This window comes from Lentzea sp. DG1S-22 (assembly GCF_036321065.1).
Classification (GTDB): domain Bacteria; phylum Actinomycetota; class Actinomycetes; order Mycobacteriales; family Pseudonocardiaceae; genus Lentzea; species Lentzea jiangxiensis.
This window is the reverse complement of the sequence record NZ_CP143276.1, coordinates 2,760,185-2,781,431: the sequence shown is the minus strand read 5'-3', so window position 1 is coordinate 2,781,431 and position 21,247 is coordinate 2,760,185. Positions and strand designations below refer to the sequence as shown.

Sequence of the window (21,247 nt, the reverse complement as noted above, 5' to 3'; positions counted from 1 at the left end):
GTCGAGTTCGTCGTGGCACGTCTCGGACACCGCGGGGGAGCGCAGTGCCCGATGTGCCATCCCGCGGAGGCGTCACCTCCGCGGGACGAAGCCCGCCAGCGCGGAGGACAGCTGGGTCCGGCGGCGTACGCCGAGCTTGCGGTAGATGTTCGTGAGGTGGAACTCGACGGTGCGTCGCGAGACGCTGAGCTTGTGCGCGATCTCGTCGTTCGAGTTGCCTTCGACCACCAAGGTGGCGACGCGGTACTCGTGCGGCGTCAGCGCGAGCACGCTGAGCCGGGGGGCGGGTGGCGCGACGTTCGTCGGTTCGGCGGGGCGCGGGACCGGTGTGCGCGGTGTGCCGGCGGAGGTCAGGCCGGCGAGCCGCTCTCCCGGCTCCACGACGACGCCGCACTGCTCGCCGAGCTTCCTCGCCTCCTCGAAGTGTTGCCGGGCGGCGTCGTGCTGCCCTTTCTCCCACCGTGTCGCAGCGAGTTCCAGCAGTACCTGTGCGTGCAGCATCCGCGCGGGTGACCGGCGCAGCACCGAGTCGGCCTCGGTCAGCCACGGGGTGGCGGCGGCGTCGCCGGTCACGATGCCCACGGTCAGCAGCGCACGGCCGATCACGCTCGGCGCACCCCACTCCCGTGCCAGCTTCAGCTCCTCCAGCGCCAGGTCGAGAGCGGGCCTCGGTTGTCCGAGCCGGAGGTGCGCCAGCGCCGCGTAGGACCGCCAGGGGCGCAGCGTCGGGCTGGGCCGGCCCCACGCCTGGAACCGCTCGCCGCACTCGAGCTGGTCGGCTAGCGCTCCCCCGGTGTCGCCGAGCTCCATGCGCACCGCGCCCCTGGCGTGCAGGAGCACCGTGTGGTGCCAGGTGTGCGGCAACTCCCTGGTCCTGTGGAACGGGATGAGCGCGTTCTCCGCCGCGTCGACGTCGCCCAGCGCCAGCTGAGCGCGAACCTGGGCGTCGATGGCGTAGACCTGTCCGAAGTGGTCCTCGGGTAGTTTCGCCGTCTTCGCCGCGGACAACGCGAGCTCCGCGTCCGCGACCGCCTCCGTGAAGGACCCGCGGTGGTGGTGCGCCCGCGACCGGAGGATGTGGCCGAGCATCGCGATCAACGTCAGCCCCTCCCGACGGGCCTCCTCCAGGATCTCGTCGCAGTACCGCATCACGAGATCCACCTCGTCGGCGCGGAGGAGGGAGTTCAGCACTCCGACCATCAGCTGCGGCTGTTGCAGGATGTCGGTCGCACCACCGGACAGCGCCGCGAGCGCCGCCTTCCGGCAGGTCGGCAGGTCGACGCCCCGGCTGCTCGCGTCGTCGGCGACCAGACCCGCGAGCGCGCGGCCGCGCGCGTCACCGCGGCGCCACTCCCGCTCGTCGAACTGGCGGAAGTCCACCTGCCAGGCTTCCGGGTCCCGGGACGGCACGGTGATCCTTTCCAGCAGGCGCAACATGTCGACGGCCGTCGGGATTTCCGGACCGATCTCGGCGATGGTCCGGCGCAGCACCTCGCTCGCGTCGTCGTACGCACCGTCGAAGTAGAAGATCTGGGAGAGTCGGCAGGCGACCGTCAGAACCGTCTCCGGGTCGTCCAGCCCTGTCATCCCCTCCTGGAGGTGCACCACGGCCATCCGCGGGTCGAAGTAGACCTCGGCGAGACCGAGCTGCAGCAGCAGCCCTCTCCTCTCGGCGGCGGAGAGGTTCTCGGCGAGGGCCCTGGTGAGGAGCTTCGCACCGAAGCGGGCATCGCCCTCGGCGATCACGGTGTTGGCGGCGGCGCGCAGCGCTTCCACCGCCCAGACGCCCAACCGGGTGGGCGTTTGCAGGACGTGGCGTGCCAGCAGGAGAGAGGGGGCTCGCGTGTGGTGCAGGAACCGCGCCGCCTTGGCGTGCATCTCCTCGCGTTCCCAGTAGCCGACCGCGCTCTCGATCGTGTTCTTGATCACCGAGTGCGTGAACGTCAGCTTGCCCTCCGGTGTGAGCACTCCCATCCCTTCCAGCTGCCGCACCCGATCGGCGACCTCCTCGGCGCCGGCGCCCATGACAGCGTTCAGCAGGTCCAGGTCGTCGGGTTCCACGACCGCGATCACCTTGGCGATCTCGACGAGGTCGGGTGCCTGGCGGTTGAGCCGCGCGAGCATCGAGTGGCCGAGCTTCTCGGCTTCGGGGCGGAGCAGGTTGCTCACGGCGTCCTCGTCCGGCGGTACCGATTTTTCCCGCATCAGACCCAGGATGTGACGCGTCACCGTGGGACAGCCGCCGGTGGCGTCGAGGAAGGACTGGGTGAACTTCTCGTCCGGTGTGCGGCCGAGCACCTGCTCGGTGAGCTGCACGAGCTGCTGGGCGGAGAAGACCTCGACCCTCATGCGCTCGGCGTAGAGCTCCAGCTCCGCGATCAGCAGTGGATCGGTCGGCCGGAGACCGGGCGTGCGGGTCAGCAGGATCGCGACCGGGAATCTGACGATGCGGTGGACGAGGTAGTTCAGCCAGCGCAACGACTGCACGTCCGTCCACTGCACGTCGTCGATGATCAGGCAGAGCGGTGCGCACTGTGCGAACTCGGCCACGAAGCGGTAGATGTCCTGGATCGCCCGCTGGACTTGGAACTCCTCCAAGTCTTCCGCCTCGGCGGTGAGGTGCCCGGCGATCAGGTCGTACCCGTGCGGTGCGGCTTCGGCGTGCCGGCAGGGAGGCGCTTCCTCGCGCAGGTGGCCGAAGAGCTGCTGGACGACGGCGAAGGGCGTTTCCGACTCCATCGGCGATGGTTTCGCCCGGCACACCACGAACCCGCGTTCGTGGGCGAGATCGCACGCCGCGTCCAGGAGGGCGGTCTTGCCGACGCCGGGCGTGCCCTCCACCAGGATCGTGACAGGTATCGCGCCCTTCGCTGATTCGAGAGCATCGACGATCCGTTTCAACTCCGCACCGCGACCAACGAGATCGGCACTGCTGCCCGGATGTTGGTATGCCTGGGCGACCATTTGTGCGCTCCGTAGTTGTAACTAAGCCATTCGGGTGGTTGTGTCTCAACTCGGCTTATCGGGCTCCTATCGATTCCACGTTACGGATACCCGTCGGGTCAAGTTCTTCACCCGGTTGCGGCAAAAAGACTTGTTGTCGGTGAATCTGCAGGTGAGAACAACTCAGGTCCGCTCAGGACGCCGACAACGTCGTACCTGGGCGCGAGTGACGTCGAGATTTGTCACACCCCGCCGCAAAATATCCAGATCGGGCGAAAACCGGGCATGCAGTCGCACGGGTCCGTACCAACTATGTCGCACGGGCCCGTACAAACGTCGCCGCACGGGTCCGCGCAAACAGGATCGAACGGGGCCGTACAAACGGTGCTCCAATTTGTGATCCAAGAGCGACGGTTCGCATCGTCGGCCGGGTCGGCCGATAGGTCGCGGCATCAGGTGATCGGCGAGTGGGATCACCGATGTGGCGGGTATGTGCTGCGGACAACCGTAGTGTCTTGTTCGGCGATCGGCGATCTACGTCACTCTTCCGTGGCGGGTGAGCTGTCTGTCCGCCTTCCGGTGAGGGTGGCGCGGTGCCGTTGCCGCTGGTGAGCATCCACGGCCTTGGAGTGATCGTCGCGGACAGCGGAGTCCGCCGAGCGGACTGCGGACTTCCGCAGTCCGCTCGGCGCTGAGCTGTTTAGCCTCGTTGGCGTCCCAGCCGGAGGGTGATCGGACCTTCGGAGAACCGCCGGCGGACGACTCCCGGTGTCCCCGGCTGTTCCGCCGGGCGGTGTCGTCCAGCGGGTGCGGTGGGAGGTCGCGGGTCGCTCCGCCCTCACCATTTCGTCGCACCGGATTGAAATGTCGTTCGCGGCGATGATGCCGCAGTGCGGTCGCGCGGAGGCGGGAACCCGAGGTCGTCGAGGATTTCGGCGACGTGCGGGCTTCGGGATCGGGCCGGTCGATGCGGAGAAATTCATCGAAGCGACCAGAAGAGTTCCTCCAGCGCGACGAACATCGAGGCCGACCGGCAGGGCAGGCCGAATCCTCCGGCGCCCTGAACGGTGACATGCGGACGTCGGAGACGGCGAGAACAGATTGGCGACGACGGACAGTGATCACTGATTTTCCGGCAGGCGCGTTCCGGTCGTCGGGACTTCCGCCGGTGTTCTCGCCTGAACCGGCAGCAGCCTGCGGTGAGAGTACTCGGCGCAGACGGCGAGAAGGGGGCCGATCCGCCAGCCGGAACGCGTACTCGTGGTGGCACGCGCGCCGCTGACATTCTGGCGGCCGAGCGATCCTCCGGCCTCACCCGAAGCCGGCCCCGTCCCCTCCCCGGTGCCCTGAAACCGTTCTCCCGCTCCACCAAAAGGATCTCATCGTGTCTTCTTCGTCGTCTTCCGAGCCGGTCTTCCTGTTCCCAGGACAGGGCGGGTACCTGCCCGGTGGCCTTTCGCGTGTGTGCGCCGACCGTTCACTGCCGGCTGTCGTCGGTCAGGTGGACGCGATCTCGCTGCGGTACGGCGGCCCCACGATCTCCACGCTGCTGGAGAGCGCGGACGCGCCGACCCTGGACATGCTGCTGGCCAGTGACGTCCCCGCTCTGAGCCTGGCCATCTTCGCCACCGAACTGGCGGTCCTGGACCTGGCCCGCGAGCTCGCCGGCGTCACACCGGGTCTCGTGATCGGCCACAGCTTCGGCGAGTTCGCCGCGCTGACCGCCGCGGGAGCGCTCGGCCTGGCGGACGGGGTCCGGCTCGTGATCGCGCGTGACCGCGCGCTGCGCGCTTCGCCCGACGCCGAGGGGGGAATGGTCGCGCTGCGCGTCGGACGGCAGCGGGCGAACGCCGTCGTCGGCTCTCTGGCTGACCGCGGCCTGGCGGTCGCGGCCCACAACGGGTACGACCAGGTCGTGGTCTCGGGCCCGCACGAGTCGTTGGACCGGCTGACGGCCCTGGCCGGCCTGCTCGGCATCGAGGCGACGCGCCTGCGTGTCCCGTACCCGTTCCACAACCGGCTGCTGGCGGCGGCGAACCGGTTGTTCGAGGCGGAGGTGGCCGAGGTCCGGGTGCGGGCTCCGCGGGTGCCGATGTACTCGCCGGTGCTGGGCCGTTACGTCGAGACCGAGCAGGACAGCCGGGAGATCCTGACCAGCCACCTCGAACGAGAGGTCGGGTTCATGCCGGCCCTGGTGTCGGTGCGGGGTGACGGGTACACCCACTTCCTCGAGTGCGGTGCGCGCGCCGCCCTGACCGACCTCGTGAGCGCGTGCCTGCCCGGCGTGCAGACCGCGGCACCGTTGCGGCAGCGCCGGACCCTCGACGAACTGCGCGGCGCGTTCGCCACGTCCTCCAGCTCCGAGGCCGGGTCGAACGGATCGTCGGTGGCGCAGACCGGGTCGAACGGATCGTCGATTGCGACCACCGGGTCGAACGGGGCGCCGGTCGCGAGCGCCCGAGCTGACGCGGCGCCGGTCGAGCCTGCCCGATTGGGCACGCAGCAGGTCGCCGTTCCCACCGCTGCCGTCCCCGCGACAGCACCCGCGCCCGCTGAACCCGCGCCGTCCGCGGGCGCGGACGTGCCGGGCCTGGTGGACGAGCTGCGCACCCTCTACGCCTCCGCCGTCGGCTATCCGGAGGAGGTGTTCGAGGCTGACATCGAACTCGAGGCGGACCTGGGCATCGACTCCATCCGGCAGACCGAGCTGCTCCAGCGCGCCCGCCAGAAGTACGACCTCCCCGAGGCCGACATCCGGATCACCGACTACACCACCCTGGAGTCGATCGCCGAGCTGCTCACCCAGCTCGGGGCTGGCCGGGTGAAGGCGTGAACAGTCCACGCACCGGTGCTTTCGCCGACCGGATCTGCCTGGTGACGGGAGGCTCCAAGGGGCAGGGCCGGGCCATCGCGCGCGAGCTGGCCCGAGGTGGCGGCCATGTGATCGTGAACTGGTTCCACGACATCGACGCCGCGCGGCAGACCGTGGCGGACATCCTCGCGGAAGGCGGTTCCGCGGAGCACCTGCGGGCGAGCGTGGCCAAGCAGGACGCGGTCGAGGAGATGTTCGCCGACGTCGCGCGTCGGCACGGGCGGCTCGACGTGCTCGTCAACAACGCCGCGCGCGGGGTGTTCGAACCCGGTCACGTGCTGACCGACCGCGACTGGGAAAGGGCGATCGACACCAACGTGCACGGCCCGCGCCGTTGCTGCCGTGCCGCCTTCCCGCTCATGAAGGACCGCGGCGGCGCGATCGTGAACCTCGGTTCGATCGGCACCAGCGTCGTCATCGACAACTACAGCTGCGTGGCGGTGTGCAAGGGTGCCCTCGAGCAGCTGACGAAGTACCTGGCCGTGGAGTTCGGGCCGCACGGCATCCGGGTGAACATGGCGTCCGCGGGAATGCTCGTCAGCAAGACCGTTGAGTTGTTCCCCCGCAGCGAAGAGGTCCTGGAGGCGACGGTCGCGGGCACCCCGCTCGGCCGCCTGGGCACGGTCGAGGAGCACGCGAAGCTCGTCGCCTTCCTCGCCTCGCCGGAAGCGTCGTGGATCACGGGGGAGAACGTCGTCAACGACGGCGGGATCCGGCTGGGCGGTGCGCTGATCCGCGCCGGCGGCACGTGGGGCGACGCCCCGCGGCCCGTCGCGGACGTCGTCGAACCCGGCACGCCGGAAGCGCCGGTTCAGGAAGCGCCCGCCCACACCTCGGGCAGTGCGCCCGCCCGCACCTCCGACCGGGCGGCGGAACGCACTCCCGGTCCCGCGGAGGACGACGGTGCCATCGCCGTCGTCGGGATGGGGCTGGTCGTTCCCGGCGCGGAGTCGCCCGAGCAGTTCTGGGAACTGCTGCGCGCCGGCGAGCCCGCGTTCAGCGAACCGGGGGACCGCTACCCGCTCGACACCTTCTGGGCCGCCGATCCGGGCGACCGCGACCGCACGTATGCGCGCACCGCGGGATTCGTCCGGATGGGACGGCACGAGGGCGTCGCTCCCGGCGCCAGCCTCTCGTCGTCCTGGCTGCGCCATGCTCTGGGGCAGGCGTTGCCGGACGGGCCGTCGTCCCGCTCCTCGCTGTTCATCGGCGCCTGCTCCGACGGCGATCAGCACTTCGAGCAGGCGATGGTGGTCGAGGGGTACGCCCGCATGCTGGCCGAGGCTTGGCCGACGCCCGCGGGCCCGGACGCGGAACGGCTGCGCTCCCTGCTGCGGGAGCGGTACCGGCTGGCCGCGGGCAGTCCCGAGAACCACCTGCCGGACGGGGTCGTCCGCAACGCGGTGCGCGGCCTGCTGCCGGACACCACGCCCGTGACGATCGTGGACACCGCGTGCTCCTCGTCGCTCTACGCCATCGACCTGGGCGTGGCCGCTCTCCAGGAAGGCAGCACCGACCTGGCGCTGTGCGGGGGCTACTTCATGGTCACCCCGCGGTTCAACGTGCTGTTCGGCAAGCTCGGCGGCCTCAGCCGCCGGGGAGCGGTCAACGCGTTCGACGGCTCCGCGGACGGCACGCTCTTCTCCGACGGTGCGGCGGTCGTGGCACTGCGACGGCTGGGTGACGCGCGCCGCGACGGCCAGCAGGTGCTCGGTGTGCTGGCGGGGTTCGGTGCCGCGGCCGACGGCCGGGGCAAGGCCATCGCCGCCCCCAACCGCCGCGGGCAGGAACTGGCGATCGCCCGCGCCGGGTACGGGCAGGAGCGCGCCCCGGTCTGGGTGGTCGGGCACGGTACCGGCACCAGGGCGGGCGACGAGGTCGAGCTGACCGCGCTGAACCGGTCGGCGGACGGCCGGGAGGTGTTGTGCACCAGCAACAAGTCGCTGATCGGGCACACGGGGTGGGCTGCGGGCGCGGTGTCGGTGATCCACGCGCTGCTTGCCCTGCGCCACGGTGTGATCCCCGCCCAGCGGCCACAACCCGGTGCGGCGGCGACCGCGGAGCACGTCACCGTCCCCACGCAGGACACGCCGCTGCCCGCCGGACCACGCCTGGTCGGCGTCTCCGGGTTCGGGTTCGGCGGGACCAACGGGCACCTGCTGCTGCGTGACGAGCCCGGTCCGGGTGAGCCCGTGCCCGCCTCGCGGCCGGCGGCGAAGGACGAGCGCATCGTCCTGGTCGCGTGGAGCGCTCACCTGCCGGGCGCGCCGACCGCGGCCGACGTCGCGGCGCGCCTGAGCGAGGGGCGTGCACCCGCTGACAACGCCGGTTTCCCGATGCCCTACCCGGCGCCGGAGTGGAAGGTGAGCAGGCTGCCCGCCGCGGTGTCGGACGCCATCGACCGCACCCAGCTGATGGCGCTGGACGTGGCCGAGCGCTTCCTGGCCGAACACGGGCAGCTGTGGGAGGGCCGCGAGGAGACCACCGGCGTCATCGCCGCGCACTACGGACCGACCCTGTCGTGGTACCAGTCGGCGCTGCGCTGCTACGCCGACGACCTGCTCGCCGTGGCGCCGGGAGAGCTCGACGCGGGCGAGTTCACGCAGGCCGCGCAAGCCGTCGGTCGCGCGGTGAGGGCAGGAACCCCCGAGTCCACCCCGGACACCCAGCCCGGTCTGATGGGCAACGTCATCGCTTCGCGCATCGCCAACCGCTACAACCTCAACGGTGCGGTGCAGCTCGCCGACGCCGGGCCGGACGCGACCGCGCACGCGGTCCAGACGGCGGTGCGGCACCTCCGTGGCGGAGCGCTGGACCTGGCGCTCGTGCTCAGCCTCAACGGCAACAGCACCGATGAACTGCGCACCCTGCTCGGTCGCGGTCCTCTCGGCGAAGGCGCCTTCCTGTTCGCCCTGGCGCGGGAGAGCACCGCGGCGGCCGCCGGGTGGCCCGTGCTCTGCCAGGTCTCGGTCGCCACCGGCGGCGCCGGAGCCCGAGTCCCACGGCCGCTGGACTACCTCGGCGCCAACGGCGCGTGCGACCTCATCGGCGAGCTCGCCCGGCTGGGGGAGAAGCCACAGGTGATCACTGCCGGCACTTCGGCGCCCGGGATCGTGCTGACACCGCACCGGCCCACCCGGTCGGCGCCGCGCAACGAGCGCTACGTCTGCACCTACGTCGAGGAACCCGCTTCCGACGCCGAGTGGACCACCGCTCCCGGGCCGGACTGGCTCGTCGTCGTGCAGCCCGGCTGCGAGGAGTCGGTGCCCGCACAGGTGCGCGGCTCCGGTGCCCACGTCCACGTGCTGGACGAGACCGCGCCGGTCGAAGCCCAGTTCCCCGACGCCGCGACGGGCGCGGGCCGGTTCAGCCACGTCCGCCTCTTCGCCTCCACCGGTGGGTCGGCGCCCGGCGAGGCCGTTCCGGAGGGGACCCTCCGCGCGCACGAAGCGCTGTTCCTCGCGGCGAAGTCCTGCCGCGACCGGATCGACGCCGGTGGCTCGCTCGGCGTGCACCTCGTCGACGAGCTGCGCAGCGGCGTCCCGCACTCCTCCGCCGGTCTGTTCACCGGCATCGTCAGCAGTCTCGCCTGGGACCTCCGCGGGGCGCGGCTGGCCGTGGTGATCAGCTCGGAGACCGGTGGCTGGGACACCCTGAACCGGGAACTGGCCGGCTACCGCGGCTACCCGGCGGTGGTCCACCACGACGGTGTGCGGCTGCGCACCAAGCTGGTGCCCGCTCCGCTCGACCTGACCTCGAACGTGTCGCCGCTGCGGCCGGGTTCGGTGGTCGTGGTCACCGGTGGCGCGCGGGGGATCACGGCGGCCTGCGCCAAGGAGCTCGCCTCCCGGACGCCGTTGCGGTTGTGGCTGCTGGGCTCCTCGCGACTGCAGGACGTGCCGGAGAACTTGCTGTACGCGGGCGACGAGCAACTCCCGGGCCTGCGGGCGGAGTTCCTCAAGTCCGAACGCGCCCGTACCCCCGGTGCCTCGGTGCGCGAGGTCATGGCCCGGTTCGACCGCCTGCTCAACGCCCGTGAGTCGCAGCGGAACCTGCGGGAACTGCGCGCGCTCTGCGGCGAGGACGCGGTCGACTACCTGAGCTGCGACCTCACCGACGCCGAGGCAGTCCGCTCGGCCGTCGAGACGATCCGGCAGGTCACCCCGGAGGTCGACCTGCTCGTGCACGGGGCCGGCCTGCACAACGGCGGCGACATCTCCCGGCTGACGGTCGACGGGCTGCGGCACATCCGCGGGGTCAAGGTCGACGGGTACCGCAACCTCAAGGCGGCGTTCGGCACCGCCCAGCCCGCCCAGTGGTGCAACTTCGGCTCGGTGGCGGGCCTCGTGGGCCTGCCCGGCGAGACCGACTACGCGCCCGGCAACGACTTCCTGCACGGCGCGGCCCGCCAGGCGGCGCTGGTGCGCGGCGCGGACGAGCGCACGCTGATCTGGCCCATCTGGGCGGAGATCGGCATGGGCGGGTCGGAACTGATGCAGGGCAACAACGAACGAGCGGGGATCATGGCTCCGCTCGCCCCGTCCGAGGGCGTGCGGCACCTGGCCGCCGAGCTGAGCACGCCGTCGGTGGCCCAGCCGCTGGTGGCGTTCCTCAACGCGAAGGAACGCGCGACGTTCGGCGAGCAGTTCCCCGGCTTCGTGCACCCGGTGCCGGAACGCACCCGGTGGATGCTCGGCACCCCGCACCGCATCACGCGCGGCACCACCCAGTGGCTGCTGGACCTCGGCGAGCGCACCGCGGGTTTCCTGGTCGACCACACGGTGAACGGCAAACCGACCATGCACGGCACCGGTCTGGCCACCATCGCGGCCGAAGCGGCGACCGCGGTGGTGCCCGGCCTGCCCGTCCGCACCCTGGAGAACCTGCGGTTCTCGGCGTTCGTCGCGCCGAAGGCCGGGCCGGGCAACCCCTACCGGGTGACGGCGCGGCCGGACGGCCCTGACCGCGTGCACGTCCGGATCACCAGCGACGTGGTGGACCGGCGTGGCCGGGTGCTGCGCGCGGACCGCCAGCACTTCGCATGCGACGTGGTGCTGGGTGCCCTCCCGGTTCCCCCGCTCGCCAGGAACGTCGTCACCGACCGGCCGTCGGAGGACCCCTACTACCGCGATGACAGCGCCGTCGTCCTGCGCGGGGTCTACCAGGCGAGCACCGACGGCAGGGAAGGCCCGGACGGCACCAGTTCCCGCTGGGTGCTGGTCCCGCCCGCGACCGAAGCCGACCACGCGCTCCTGGAGAACCCGCCGGTTCCCACGGTGATGCTGGACGCACTGGCCCGGACCCGGTTGCTGCGCACCGACGGCAACGGCGTCCACCTGGTCGCGGTACCCCGCTTCATCGACCGCATCGAGTTCTTCACGACGGGCAGCGACGCGGCGGTGAGCAAGTCCAACCCGGACGGCATCCTGCTCATCCACGTCGACGACGCGAACGTCGAGGAGGCGGTGAACGCGGACGGCCGGGTCCTCATCCGCATCTCCGGTTGCGAGACGTTCGACGTCGGCGACACCAGCTGAGCGGGACGGCCCCGATCACCGCGATCGGGGCCGTCACGGCACCCGGCCCGAACCGGGTGCCCGGCTCCCACCGGCCCGGCGACTGAGGTCGTCGCGCCGGTGGGCTCCGCGCTCGTCATCACCGCCCGGCCGCATCCGCTGCGGCCGGCTCCTGGAGCTGGCTGGGAGATCCCGTGACATGCAGGCGGCCTGACCGAAAACTGTGAGGTAGCAATGACGCGTTTGAACGTTGGCAACCCCGGCAACGACGTAGCCGTCGTGGGTCTGGGCATGAGGCTGGCCGGTGGCATCAGCGAACCGGCGGACTTCTGGGCCGGTTTGATCGCGGCACGCAGTGAGGTCGGGGACCTTCCCCAAGATCGGTGGTCGTCGTACCCGGCACACGGCCCCGCGGCCGCCGCCGCGGTGAACAGGGCCGTCAGCCGCGCCGCCTACCTGGAGGACGCCGCGAACTTCGACGCCGAGTTCTTCGGCGTCACACCCAGAGAAGCGGTCCTGATGGACCCGCAACAGCGCCTCGTGCTGGAAGTGGTGTGGGAAGCGCTCGAACACGCCGGAATCCCGCCTCTCTCGCTCGCCGGCAGCAACTCCGCCGTGCTGATCGGCGTCGGCGGCGGTGAGTACGGGCAGATGCTGCTGAACGACCCCGAGCGGATCGGTCCGTGGAGCAGCATCGGCGGGGCCTACTGCGCCGTCGCGAACCGGGTTTCGTACTTCCTCGACCTGCGCGGTCCCAGCCTGGCGCTGGACTCCGCGTGCTCGTCCTCGCTCGCGGCGATCCACTTCGGACGGCAGGCGCTGCTCTCCGGGGAGTGCGACGTCGTGATCGCGGGCGGGGTGAACCTGATCGCCGCACCCGCGCAGACCCTGTCGCTGGGGGCGTCGGGAGCGTTGTCGGCCGACGGCAGGAGCAAGCCGTTCTCAGCTTCGGCCAACGGGTACGGGCGGGGCGAGGGTGCCGGTGTCGTGGTGCTCAAGAGGCTGGATCACGCCCGGCGCGACGGCAACAACGTCCTGGCCGTCGTCCGCGCGAGCGCGGTCCGGCAGGACGGCCGCACCAACGGGATCATGGCGCCCAACGGCGACGCACAGCAGGAGATGCTCCGATCCATGTACGCCGGGGCCGGCATCGATCCGTCCGCTGTGGACTACCTGGAAGCGCACGGCACCGGTACCCCTCTCGGTGATCCGACGGAGGCGGCCGCGGCCGCGGCCGTCCTCGGTGCCGGCCGGGCGCCGGACTCGCCCCTGCTCATCGGATCGGTGAAGGGCAACGTGGGGCACCTCGAGGCAGGCGCCGGGGTGGTCGGGATCATCAAGACGGTGCTGGCCATGCGTGCCGGTGTCCTGCCGCCCACGGTGGGGGCGCGGGACGGTGTCAACCCCGCGGTCGAGGCGGAGCGGTCGGTCAAGGTGGTGACCGAGCCGACCGCCTGGCCCGAGGTCGCCGGAAAGCAGAAACTGGCCGGGGTGTCCAGTTTCGGCTACGGGGGCACCATCGCGCACGTCTGCCTGGCCGAGGGCGACCCGCTGGAACCGCACGTGGAGCGGGACGCCACCGGCGCCCCGTCCCTGCTCGTCCTGTCCGCCGCCACCCAGGAGGCGCTCGCGCCGACGGCGTCCAGGCTCGCGGACGCGCTGGAGACGGGGGAGCAGGACGTCAACGCGGTGGCGGCCACGCTGGCGCTGCACAGGTCGCACCTGCCGTGGCGGACCGCCGTGGTCGCCGCCGATCGCGCCGAGGCGGTCGACCGCCTCCGGGCGTGGTCCGCGACGGAGAAGGCTCCGGGGGTGGTGCACGGCCGGGCGACCGAGCCGGCCGCCGGACCGGTGTTCGTCTTCTCCGGGCACGGTTCCCAGTGGGCGGGCATGGGACACGAGCTGCTCCGCTCGAGCAAGCCGTTCGCGGCCCTGTGCGAGCGGCTCGACCCGGTCTTCCGCGAGGAGGCCGGGTACTCGCTGATCACCGAGATCGACGAAGGGGACTGCACGCGGACGGACCGCATCCAGGCGACGTTGTTCGCCATGCACCTGGGCCTGGCCGAGGTGTGGCGGTCCTGGGGCGTCGAACCGGTGGCGGCACTCGGTCACTCGATGGGCGAGATCGCCGCGGCGGTGACCGCGGGCGTGTGGAGCGCGGAAGACGCCGCCCGGTTCGCCTGCCGCCGCGCGGCCTTGCTCGAGACCGTGGCGGGACGCGGTGCCATGGTCCTGCTCGACGTGCCGTTCGACGAGCTGGAGGAACGCCTCGCGGGCAAGCCCGGCCTGACAGCGGCGATCGAACCGGCCCGCGGCTGGTCCGTGCTGGCGGGCGACGTGGCCGCGGTGGAGGAGTACGCGACCGTGCTGGCCGGCGAGGGCCGCGTGGTCCGCCGAGTGGCCTCCGACGTCGCTTTCCACAGCTCGCACATGGACGAGCTCGTCGACGACCTCGGCGCCGCCGTGCACGGGCTGTCGATCGGCCCGGCGTCGTTGCGGCTGTACGGCACGATCCTGGACGACCCGCGTTCCGACGCACCACGGGATGCCGCCTACTGGCAGCAGAACCTCAGGCGCCCCGTGCGGTTCGCGGCGGGCGTGGAAGCCGCGGTCCAAGATGGACACCGCCACTTCCTGGAGATCGCACCGCACCCCGTCGTCGTCCACAACATCGCCCAGATCGCGGAGTCGCTGTCGGTCCCGGCGGTCACCGCGGCGCACTCGCTGCGTCGCGCGCGGCCGGCGCTTCCGGAGCTCACCGAACAGCTGGGCAGGCTGCACAGCGCCGGAGTCCGCGTCGACTGGCGAGCCCGCTGGCCCCGGTCGGCAGCGGTCGCGCTGCCGCGCACGGCGTGGCAGCACAGCCGGTACTGGCTTCCCGAGGCTCCCGTGGACCGGGGGACGGGAGGTCACGACCCGGCGTCCTTCACCCTGCTCGGTTCCCGGCTGGCGGCTGCCACCGTGCCGCCTTCGGCCGTGTGGCAGACGACCCTGTCGCCCGAGAACAGGCCGTACGACGCTCCGCACACCGTGCACGGCGTGGACATCGTTCCCGCTGCCGTGCTGTTGTGCACGCTCGCCGACGCGATCACCGGTGACGCGGACAAGCCGCGCCACCTCCGCGACATCGTCCTGCGCACACCTCTGCCTGCCGAGCAGAACCGCGCCGTCCAGGTCGTCCGCCAAGACGGCAGGGCGGTGCTCTCCTCCCGCCTGCAGGAGGCGTCCGAAGAGACGTCCTGGACCACGCACACCTCCGCTCGCGGTGGCGGTGAGGGCACGGCGCGTGCGGACTCGGTCGAGGTGGTCGGAGACCCGGTGCTGCCGATGCTCCCCGCCGGCGCCGACGAGGTGCTCGAGCTGCTCCGGCCGCTGGGGGTGTCGGGGCTGGCCTTCGACTGGCAGGTGGACCACCTGCGGCACGACGACGACGTGGTGCACGCGACCGTGTCGACGCCCGGCCGTGCGTCCCACTGGGCGGTGGTCCTCGACGCCGCGACCACGCTGTCCTCGCTTCCGCTGGCCCGGCAGGGCATCTACCGCATGCCCGCTTCCATCGAGTCGGTCGAGTGGACCGGTCCCGCTCCGTCCTCGGTCCACCTGGTCGCACGTCTGCGCAGCGGCACCACCGACACCATCGACCTGGACCTGCAAGGGACCGACGGGCAGTCCTCCGCCAGGGTCACCGGCCTCCGGTTCGGCGTTCTCGACGCGGACCAGACGTTGATCGCCGACCCGAGGACGTTCCTGCACGGGCTTTCCTGGCAGCCGCTGGAGGTCCCGGCCGTCGAGACGCCCGCGGCCGCGGTCACCCTGGTCTCGCCCGAACCCTCGGTCACCGCGGAACGGCTCGCGGAGCACCTGGTGCGGGCCGGTCTGCTGTGCTCGCTCGTCAAAGCCGCACAGGACATCTCCCTGCCCACGGGCGACGGGCCGCATCACGTGGTGTACCTGGCCCCCTACTCCGGACCGGGACACGAGTACGACGCCACCGTCCGCCACCTGACCGATCTCGCCGACGTGACCCGCTCCGCGGCCGGGGCCGACCGTCCGGGGACCAGGTTGTGGGTCCTCACCCAGGAAGCCCTGGCCTGCGACACCCCCTCCGGTCTCACGCACCGGCCCCTGTGGGGAGCCGCACGGGTGATCGCCTCCGAACACCCGGAGCTGCGCGGTGGCGTGCTCGACCTGGAGGAAGGTGACGACGACGCCGCGTTCGAGCTGGTGGCGCGAGTCCTCAACGACCCGCCTGCCGAGGACTGGCTGGTCGTCCGGAACGGTGAACTGCTCGCCGGTCGCGTCGTCCCCCGCCCGGACCGCGGCCAGACCCCGCCGGTGCCCCTGCGACCCGACGCCACCTACGTGGTGACCGGCGGGCTGGGAGCACTCGGGCTGGAGGCGGCGCGGCACCTCTCCTCCCGGGGCGCCCGCAGGCTGGTCCTGACCAGCCGGCGCGGACTGCCTCCGCGGTCCACGTGGAAGGAGCAGCACGACGACGCGACCCGGCGCGCCATCGGCGTCGTCGAGGAGCTCGAGAGCCAGGGGGTGAACGTCCTCCCGCTCGCCCTCGACGTGACCGACGCCGACGCCGCACGGGCGATGCTGACACCCGACTTCCTGCGCATGCCGCCCATCCGAGGCGTGGTCCACACGGCCGGAGCCGTGCACGGCCGCCTGGTGGACGACCTGGACGAGGAGTCGATCCGGGAAACGCTGCACGCCAAGGTGCTGGGTGCGCTGGTGCTGCACGAGCTCTTCCCGCCGGGAAGCATCGACGAGATGGTGCTGTTCTCCTCCACCGCACCGCTGGTCGTGCTGCCCGGCTGCACCGCCTACGCCGCGGCCAACTCGTTCCTGGACGGCCTGGCCGCACACCGCCGGCACCGAGGAGGCAACACCACCTCGATCGCCTGGACGGTCTGGCGCGACACCGGCATGGGCAAGCTCAGCGCCGACGGACTGCAGAGCATGGAGGCCCAAGGCTTCGGCGACATCACCCCGTCCGAGGCGCTGCGCGTCTGGAACTGCCTGCACACCACGGATGACGGCTACGCGCTCGTGGTCAGGCCGACCACGCCGCCGCCGGGAGGACGCCGCGCGCTGTTCGAACACGTCCGCGATCCCCAGAACGGCGAGTCGCGCGAGGGGGCGGCGGCGGAGTCGATCACCCTCCTGCGCGATCTGCCCGAGGACGAGGTGTTCGACGCGGCGATGGCCGTGATCCGGAGCGTGGTGGCGGCCGAGACCGGTGTGCCGGAGAACCGGATCGAACCCGAACGGCCGTTCTCGGACATCGGCCTGGACTCGGTCATGGGCATCGCCATCCGGGGCAAGCTGCAGCAGGGCACCGGAGTCGAGCTGCCCGCAGGCATCCTCTGGACGCATCCCACACCGGCGGCCCTGAGTCGCTACCTCGCCACGGCAGCGGCGCGTTGAGCTCGTGACCGCGAGAGAATGATCAAGCTGGTGGCGTCGGACAGGAGTCGGGTGGGCCAAGTCCGGCAGTGAGGAGAAGCCGCCTGCGGCACGACGGAGTGGTCGTGCCGCAGGCCCGGTGGACCGGGTCTCCAGCCGGAGTCCGAGGCCTTGCAGTCCGGTCACGTGTGAGATCAGCAGCGGACAGTCCACTCGCGACAGTGCCGTTTCGGCCGGTTCTCGAGTGGCTCCGCACTTCGTCGGGTGCGCTGGAACCGCTGGCCGGTGGTCGCTCACAGCCGGGCAGTTCGGTCCTGACGTGGCGGCAGCCCCGTCGGCAGTGGCCCCAGCCGTCGACGCGCCTGAGGTGGACTCACCCGCGGCCCAGTGTCCGAAGTGGACTGATTCCGGTCGGCCGATGTGATCACAACAGCGGCGGATCCGTGCTGTGGACAACCGCAGTGTCCGGAGTGGCGATCTGCGCGGTTCTCCCGCGGCGGGTGGGCTGTCCTTCAGCCTCGGTGCGGGACCTGCGATGCCGTAACCGCGGGTGAACGTGGATCGTCCTGGTGACGGTGACCGCGTGCGCCCCGGCTCGGCAATCGGACTGCGGGCTTCCACAGCCCGGTAGCCGCACAGCTGGATAGCGTCGTTTGCATCCGGTCGGAAGGTCATAGCACCGATCCAGGAGCGGTCGGCGCCTGCCGGCGGTGAGGTTCTTCCGTCACCGTTACCGACACCGTGCCGCTCGAGCGAGGAAGGTTCTGAAACTTGCCGAATGCGAGTTCTTCACCTTGGGAGTGGTCGGAGTGGCAATGGCGATCCGCGGTCGGTGAGGTGGAGGCCGGTGTCCGGCTGGCCCCGGAGAACTGGCCGCAGAACGCGAGCGTGGCCGTCGCGATCTCGGTCGACGTCGACAACGAGACGCTGCCCCTCTCCCGCGGCGAGACGGGGCCCGGGCTCCTGTCGCAAGGCCAGTACGGTGCGCGTGTCGGCCTGCCGCGCGTTCTGGAGGCACTTCGCCGGCATTCCGCACCCGCGACGTTCTTCTACCCGGTCGTCTCCACCATGCTCGACCCCGCGGGGCTCGCCGCGGTACGAGCTGACGGGCACGAGATCGGGTTGCACGGCTGGATTCACGAGAAGTGCGGTGAGCTGACCGCGGACCAGGAGCGGGAGCTCGCTCTGCGCAGCGCGGACGCGCTGGAGGCCGCCACCGGTGTCCGGCCGGTCGGTCTGCGCACTCCGTACTGGGACTTCACGGTGCACACGCTGCCGGTCATCAGGGAGCTCGGGCTCGAGTACGACTCGTCCCTGATGGCCGACGACCAGCCCTACGAGCTCGTGCACCGGGGTGAGGCGACCGGGGTGACCGAGGTCCCGGTGTCCTGGATCCGGGACGACGCCCCCTACTTCCCCGACGACGCCCTGGGAAAGCAGGTCCTGGCGCCGCGTGAAGTGCTGCGCGTCTGGCAGGACGAGTTCGACGCGGCCTACGCCGAAGGTGGCCTGTTCACCCTCGCGCTCCACCCGCACATCATCGGGCACCGATCACGCGTCAAGGTGCTCGACGGGCTGCTGGCGCACATCGCCTCCCACACCGGCGTCTGGTGGGCCACCCACGCCGAGATCGCGCGACACGCGGCGGTGCACCGGACATCTCCGGCGAAGTGATGACCGTCCCGACCCCTGTCCCGAACCGAGAGGACCGAGCACCGTGCCGATGATCGAAGAGGTTCACGAGGACGAGACCGTCCGCCTGGTCGACGTCTACACCCGAGCCTTCCACGACGACCCCGTGTTCTCCTGGATCTTCCCCGACCCCGAACGCCGCGCGGAGTGCAACCGGCGGTTCTTCACGGTGGTCGTGGAGTCGACGTTCGCCGGTGGCGGCCTCGCCCTCCAGGTCGAGGACTTCGGCGCCGTCTCGCTGTTCTACCCGCCGTCCGTCCTGCCCAGCGCGGAGGAGCACGCCGAACTCATCGGCCGGCTGGAGGAACGGCTGGGCGACCAGGCCGAGCGGGCGGTGGCGTTCATGAACCTGCTCAACGACAACCACCCGCGAAACGTACCGCCGCACCTCTACGGCACGTTTCTCTCGACAGTGCCGGAGCGGCAGGGGGAGGGTCTCGGGACCAAGCTGAAGAAGGCCCAGTTCGCCCTCGCCGACGGTGCGGACGCCGGCGTGTACGGCGAAGCCAGCTGCCTTCGCAACCTGGCGCTGTACGAGCGGCTCGGGCAGGTGCGGCTGGGCGAGGCGATCACCTTGCGGGGCGGTCCGTCGCTGTACCCGATCTGGCGGCCGCGGGCGAGTGAACGCGCCGGGAGGTCCTGAGGACGCCGAGCGTTCGGACGGGCCGGCGGCGGAACCCGAGGAGGGCACATGAGCCGGTGGGGTGTCACCATTCCTTTGCCCGGGATGCCTCTCGCGCTGCACCGGAGGATCGTCGAGGAGCTCCCGGACCTCGGGTACACCGATGTCTGGACCTCCGAGAAGGCGGGCACCGACGCCTTCACGCCGTTGGTGCTGGCCTCCCAGTGGGCTGAGCGGCTGCGGCTGGGCACCGCGGTGGCGTCCGTGTACACCCGCGGTCCGGCGCTCCTGGCGATGAACGCGGCCACCGTCGCGGGGCTGGCCCCCGGCCGGTTCGTCCTGGGCATCGGCGCGTCGTCGAAGGTGATCGTGCAGGAGTGGAACGCCGCGGAGTTCACCACCCCTCTCCGCAGGGTCCGGGACACGCTGCTGTTCCTGCGGTCCGCGTTGGGCGGCGAGAAGGTGACCGAGACGTACGAGACGTTCTCGGTCAGCGGTTTCCGCCTGGAGAACCCGGTCGATCCGGTGCCGCCGATCGCGTTGGCCGCCCTGCGACCGGAGATGCTGCGGTTGGCCGCGAAGGAGGCCGACGGTGCGATAACCAACTGGCTCGCTCCCGGTGACGTGCGCCGGATACGGGAGGAGATCGGTCACGGAATCGAGCTGTCCGCACGAATCTTCGTCTGTCCCACCACCGACAGGGCGCTGGCGCGCCGGCTCGGCCGGCGGCTCGTCGCGAGCTACCTGACCGTTCCGGCCTACGCCGCGTTCCAGGACTGGCTCGGCCGCGGTGAGGCGCTCGGGCCGATGCACGACGCCTGGAGCCGCGGTGACAGGCGCGAGGCGCTGGAGCTGATCCCCGACGACGTGGTCGACGACCTCGTCGTGCACGGAGCGCCGGAGGTCTGCCGCGATCGGATCCAGTCCTATGTGGACAGCGGCCTGTCGACGCCGATCATCGCCTTGGTCCCGACCGGGGACGATCCTGTCGGCCACGTCAGGAGCCTGGGACCGGCTTAGCGCCGCGCCGGCACGAGGTGGTCGCCGGGCGAGCAGGCCGGTTCAGCGCACCGGCTTCTGGTCGCGGGGAAACCGCGGTCCAGGCGTCCTTCCCCTGCCGGGGTCGCCTGACCCGCTCCTGCCCGTCGGCCGGGTACCTCGCCAGCACTCGGCGCCGTGCCGGACTCAGGAAGGTGCCGTGGGCGCCGCTCCCGTGCGCGACCGGTTGATACCGGTGGGGAGGCGCGGGGTGTAGTGCTCGGTGAGCTGGACCTGTTCCGCGGGGGTCAGTTCGAGGTCGAGGGCGGCGACGGCGTCGGTGAGGTGGTGCGGCCTGGTCACCCCCAGGATCGGCGCGGTGATGCCGGGCTGCCGCGCCACCCACGCCAGGGCCACCCGGGCGCGAGTGACCCCGCGGGCCTCCGCGACCGCGGCGACGGCGTCGATGATCGCCTTGTCGGCCGTCGCCGTCGCGTCGTAGAGGCGCCGGGCGGACTCGTCGACACGGCTGCGCGTGGTCTCGGTGTCCGAGGCCCGCGTGAGCCGTCCTCGGGCGAGTGGGCTCCAGGGGATGACACCGACGCCCTGGTGGCGGCAGAAGGGCAGCATCTCCCGTTCCTCCTCGCGCTGCAGGAGGTTGTACTGGTTCTGCATGGACACGAACCTCGTCCAGCCGTGGAGGTCCGCCGCGTGCTGCATCTCGGCGAACTGCCAGGCGGACATCGAGCAGGCGCCGAGGTAGCGCGCCTTGCCGGCGCGCACCACGTCGTGCAGCGCGGACATCGTCTCCTCGACGGTGACGTCCGGGTCGAACCGGTGCACCTGGTAGAGGTCGACGTAGTCGGTGCCGAGACGGCGCAGGCTCTCGTCGACCTGGGTGAGGATCGCGGTGCGGGACAGGCCACCGCCCTTGGGGCCCTGGCTCATGTTGCCGAACACCTTGGTCGCGATGACCACGTCGTCGCGCCGGGTGAACTCGCGCACCAGCTTCCCGGTGATCTCCTCGCTGGCGCCGTGCGAGTACACGTTCGCGGTGTCGAACGTGGTGATGCCGGACTCGACCGCGTGCCGGAACAACGGCCGCGCGTCGTCGATCCCCACCGCCCACGGGTGGGTGCCGCCGTCGGGATCACCGAAACCCATGCAGCCCAGCACGATTCCCGACACGGTGAGACCGCTCTTGCCCAT

Annotated in this window: 8 protein-coding genes; 6 read left to right on the top strand and 2 right to left on the bottom strand. The window is 71.3% G+C overall.

The genetic code is table 11. From position 1 onward, the window contains the following. Nucleotides 1–72: 72 nt before the first annotated feature. Nucleotides 73–2,964 (bottom strand): helix-turn-helix transcriptional regulator, encoded by a 2,892-nt coding sequence (locus V1227_RS11920; protein ID WP_329792573.1) that lies wholly within the window; start codon nt 2,962–2,964, stop codon nt 73–75. A 1,363-nt stretch (nt 2,965–4,327) separates the two neighbouring features. On the opposite strand from V1227_RS11920, the gene V1227_RS11915 reads away from it, so the two are divergent. The 6 genes from V1227_RS11915 (at nt 4,328) to V1227_RS11890 (ending at nt 20,080) form a co-directional block, all read left to right on the top strand. Then, complete coding sequence (locus V1227_RS11915) at nt 4,328–5,776, top strand: acyltransferase domain-containing protein (RefSeq protein WP_329792572.1); 1,449 nt, start codon at nt 4,328–4,330, stop codon at nt 5,774–5,776. After that, on the top strand, nt 5,773–11,352 hold the full coding sequence (locus V1227_RS11910; protein ID WP_329792571.1) for an SDR family oxidoreductase: 5,580 nt from the start codon (nt 5,773–5,775) through the stop codon (nt 11,350–11,352). Before V1227_RS11915 ends, V1227_RS11910 begins: the two co-directional genes overlap by 4 nt. Nucleotides 11,353–11,565: 213 nt before the next feature. Then, nucleotides 11,566–16,767, top strand: coding sequence for a type I polyketide synthase (locus tag V1227_RS11905; RefSeq protein ID WP_329792570.1), 5,202 nt, complete (start codon nt 11,566–11,568; stop codon nt 16,765–16,767). 816 nt (nt 16,768–17,583) lie between these two features. After that, nucleotides 17,584–18,420, top strand: coding sequence for a polysaccharide deacetylase family protein (locus tag V1227_RS11900; RefSeq protein WP_329792569.1), 837 nt, complete (start codon nt 17,584–17,586; stop codon nt 18,418–18,420). Between the two features lie 49 nt (nt 18,421–18,469). Continuing rightward, nucleotides 18,470–19,081, top strand: coding sequence for a hypothetical protein (locus tag V1227_RS11895; RefSeq protein ID WP_329792568.1), 612 nt, complete (start codon nt 18,470–18,472; stop codon nt 19,079–19,081). A gap of 48 nt (nt 19,082–19,129) precedes the next feature. Further along, complete coding sequence (locus V1227_RS11890) at nt 19,130–20,080, top strand: LLM class F420-dependent oxidoreductase (protein WP_329792567.1); 951 nt, start codon at nt 19,130–19,132, stop codon at nt 20,078–20,080. A gap of 165 nt (nt 20,081–20,245) precedes the next feature. Here V1227_RS11890 and V1227_RS11885 read toward each other — a convergent pair whose 3' ends face one another. After that, the gene (locus tag V1227_RS11885) at nt 20,246–21,247 is read right to left on the bottom strand and encodes an aldo/keto reductase (protein ID WP_329794008.1); all 1,002 of its coding nucleotides are present in this window, start codon (nt 21,245–21,247) and stop codon (nt 20,246–20,248) included.

Excerpts from the sequence above, each read along its gene's own strand:
- V1227_RS11920 (WP_329792573.1), bottom strand. The coding sequence starts at position 2,964 with ATGGTCGCCCAGGCATACCAACATCCGGGCAGCAGTGCCGATCTCGTT.
- V1227_RS11905 (WP_329792570.1), top strand. The coding sequence starts at position 11,566 with ATGACGCGTTTGAACGTTGGCAACCCCGGCAACGACGTAGCCGTCGTG.
- V1227_RS11895 (WP_329792568.1), top strand. The coding sequence starts at position 18,470 with ATGATCGAAGAGGTTCACGAGGACGAGACCGTCCGCCTGGTCGACGTC.
- V1227_RS11890 (WP_329792567.1), top strand. The coding sequence starts at position 19,130 with ATGAGCCGGTGGGGTGTCACCATTCCTTTGCCCGGGATGCCTCTCGCG.
- V1227_RS11885 (WP_329794008.1), bottom strand. The coding sequence starts at position 21,247 with ATGGGCAAGAGCGGTCTCACCGTGTCGGGAATCGTGCTGGGCTGCATG.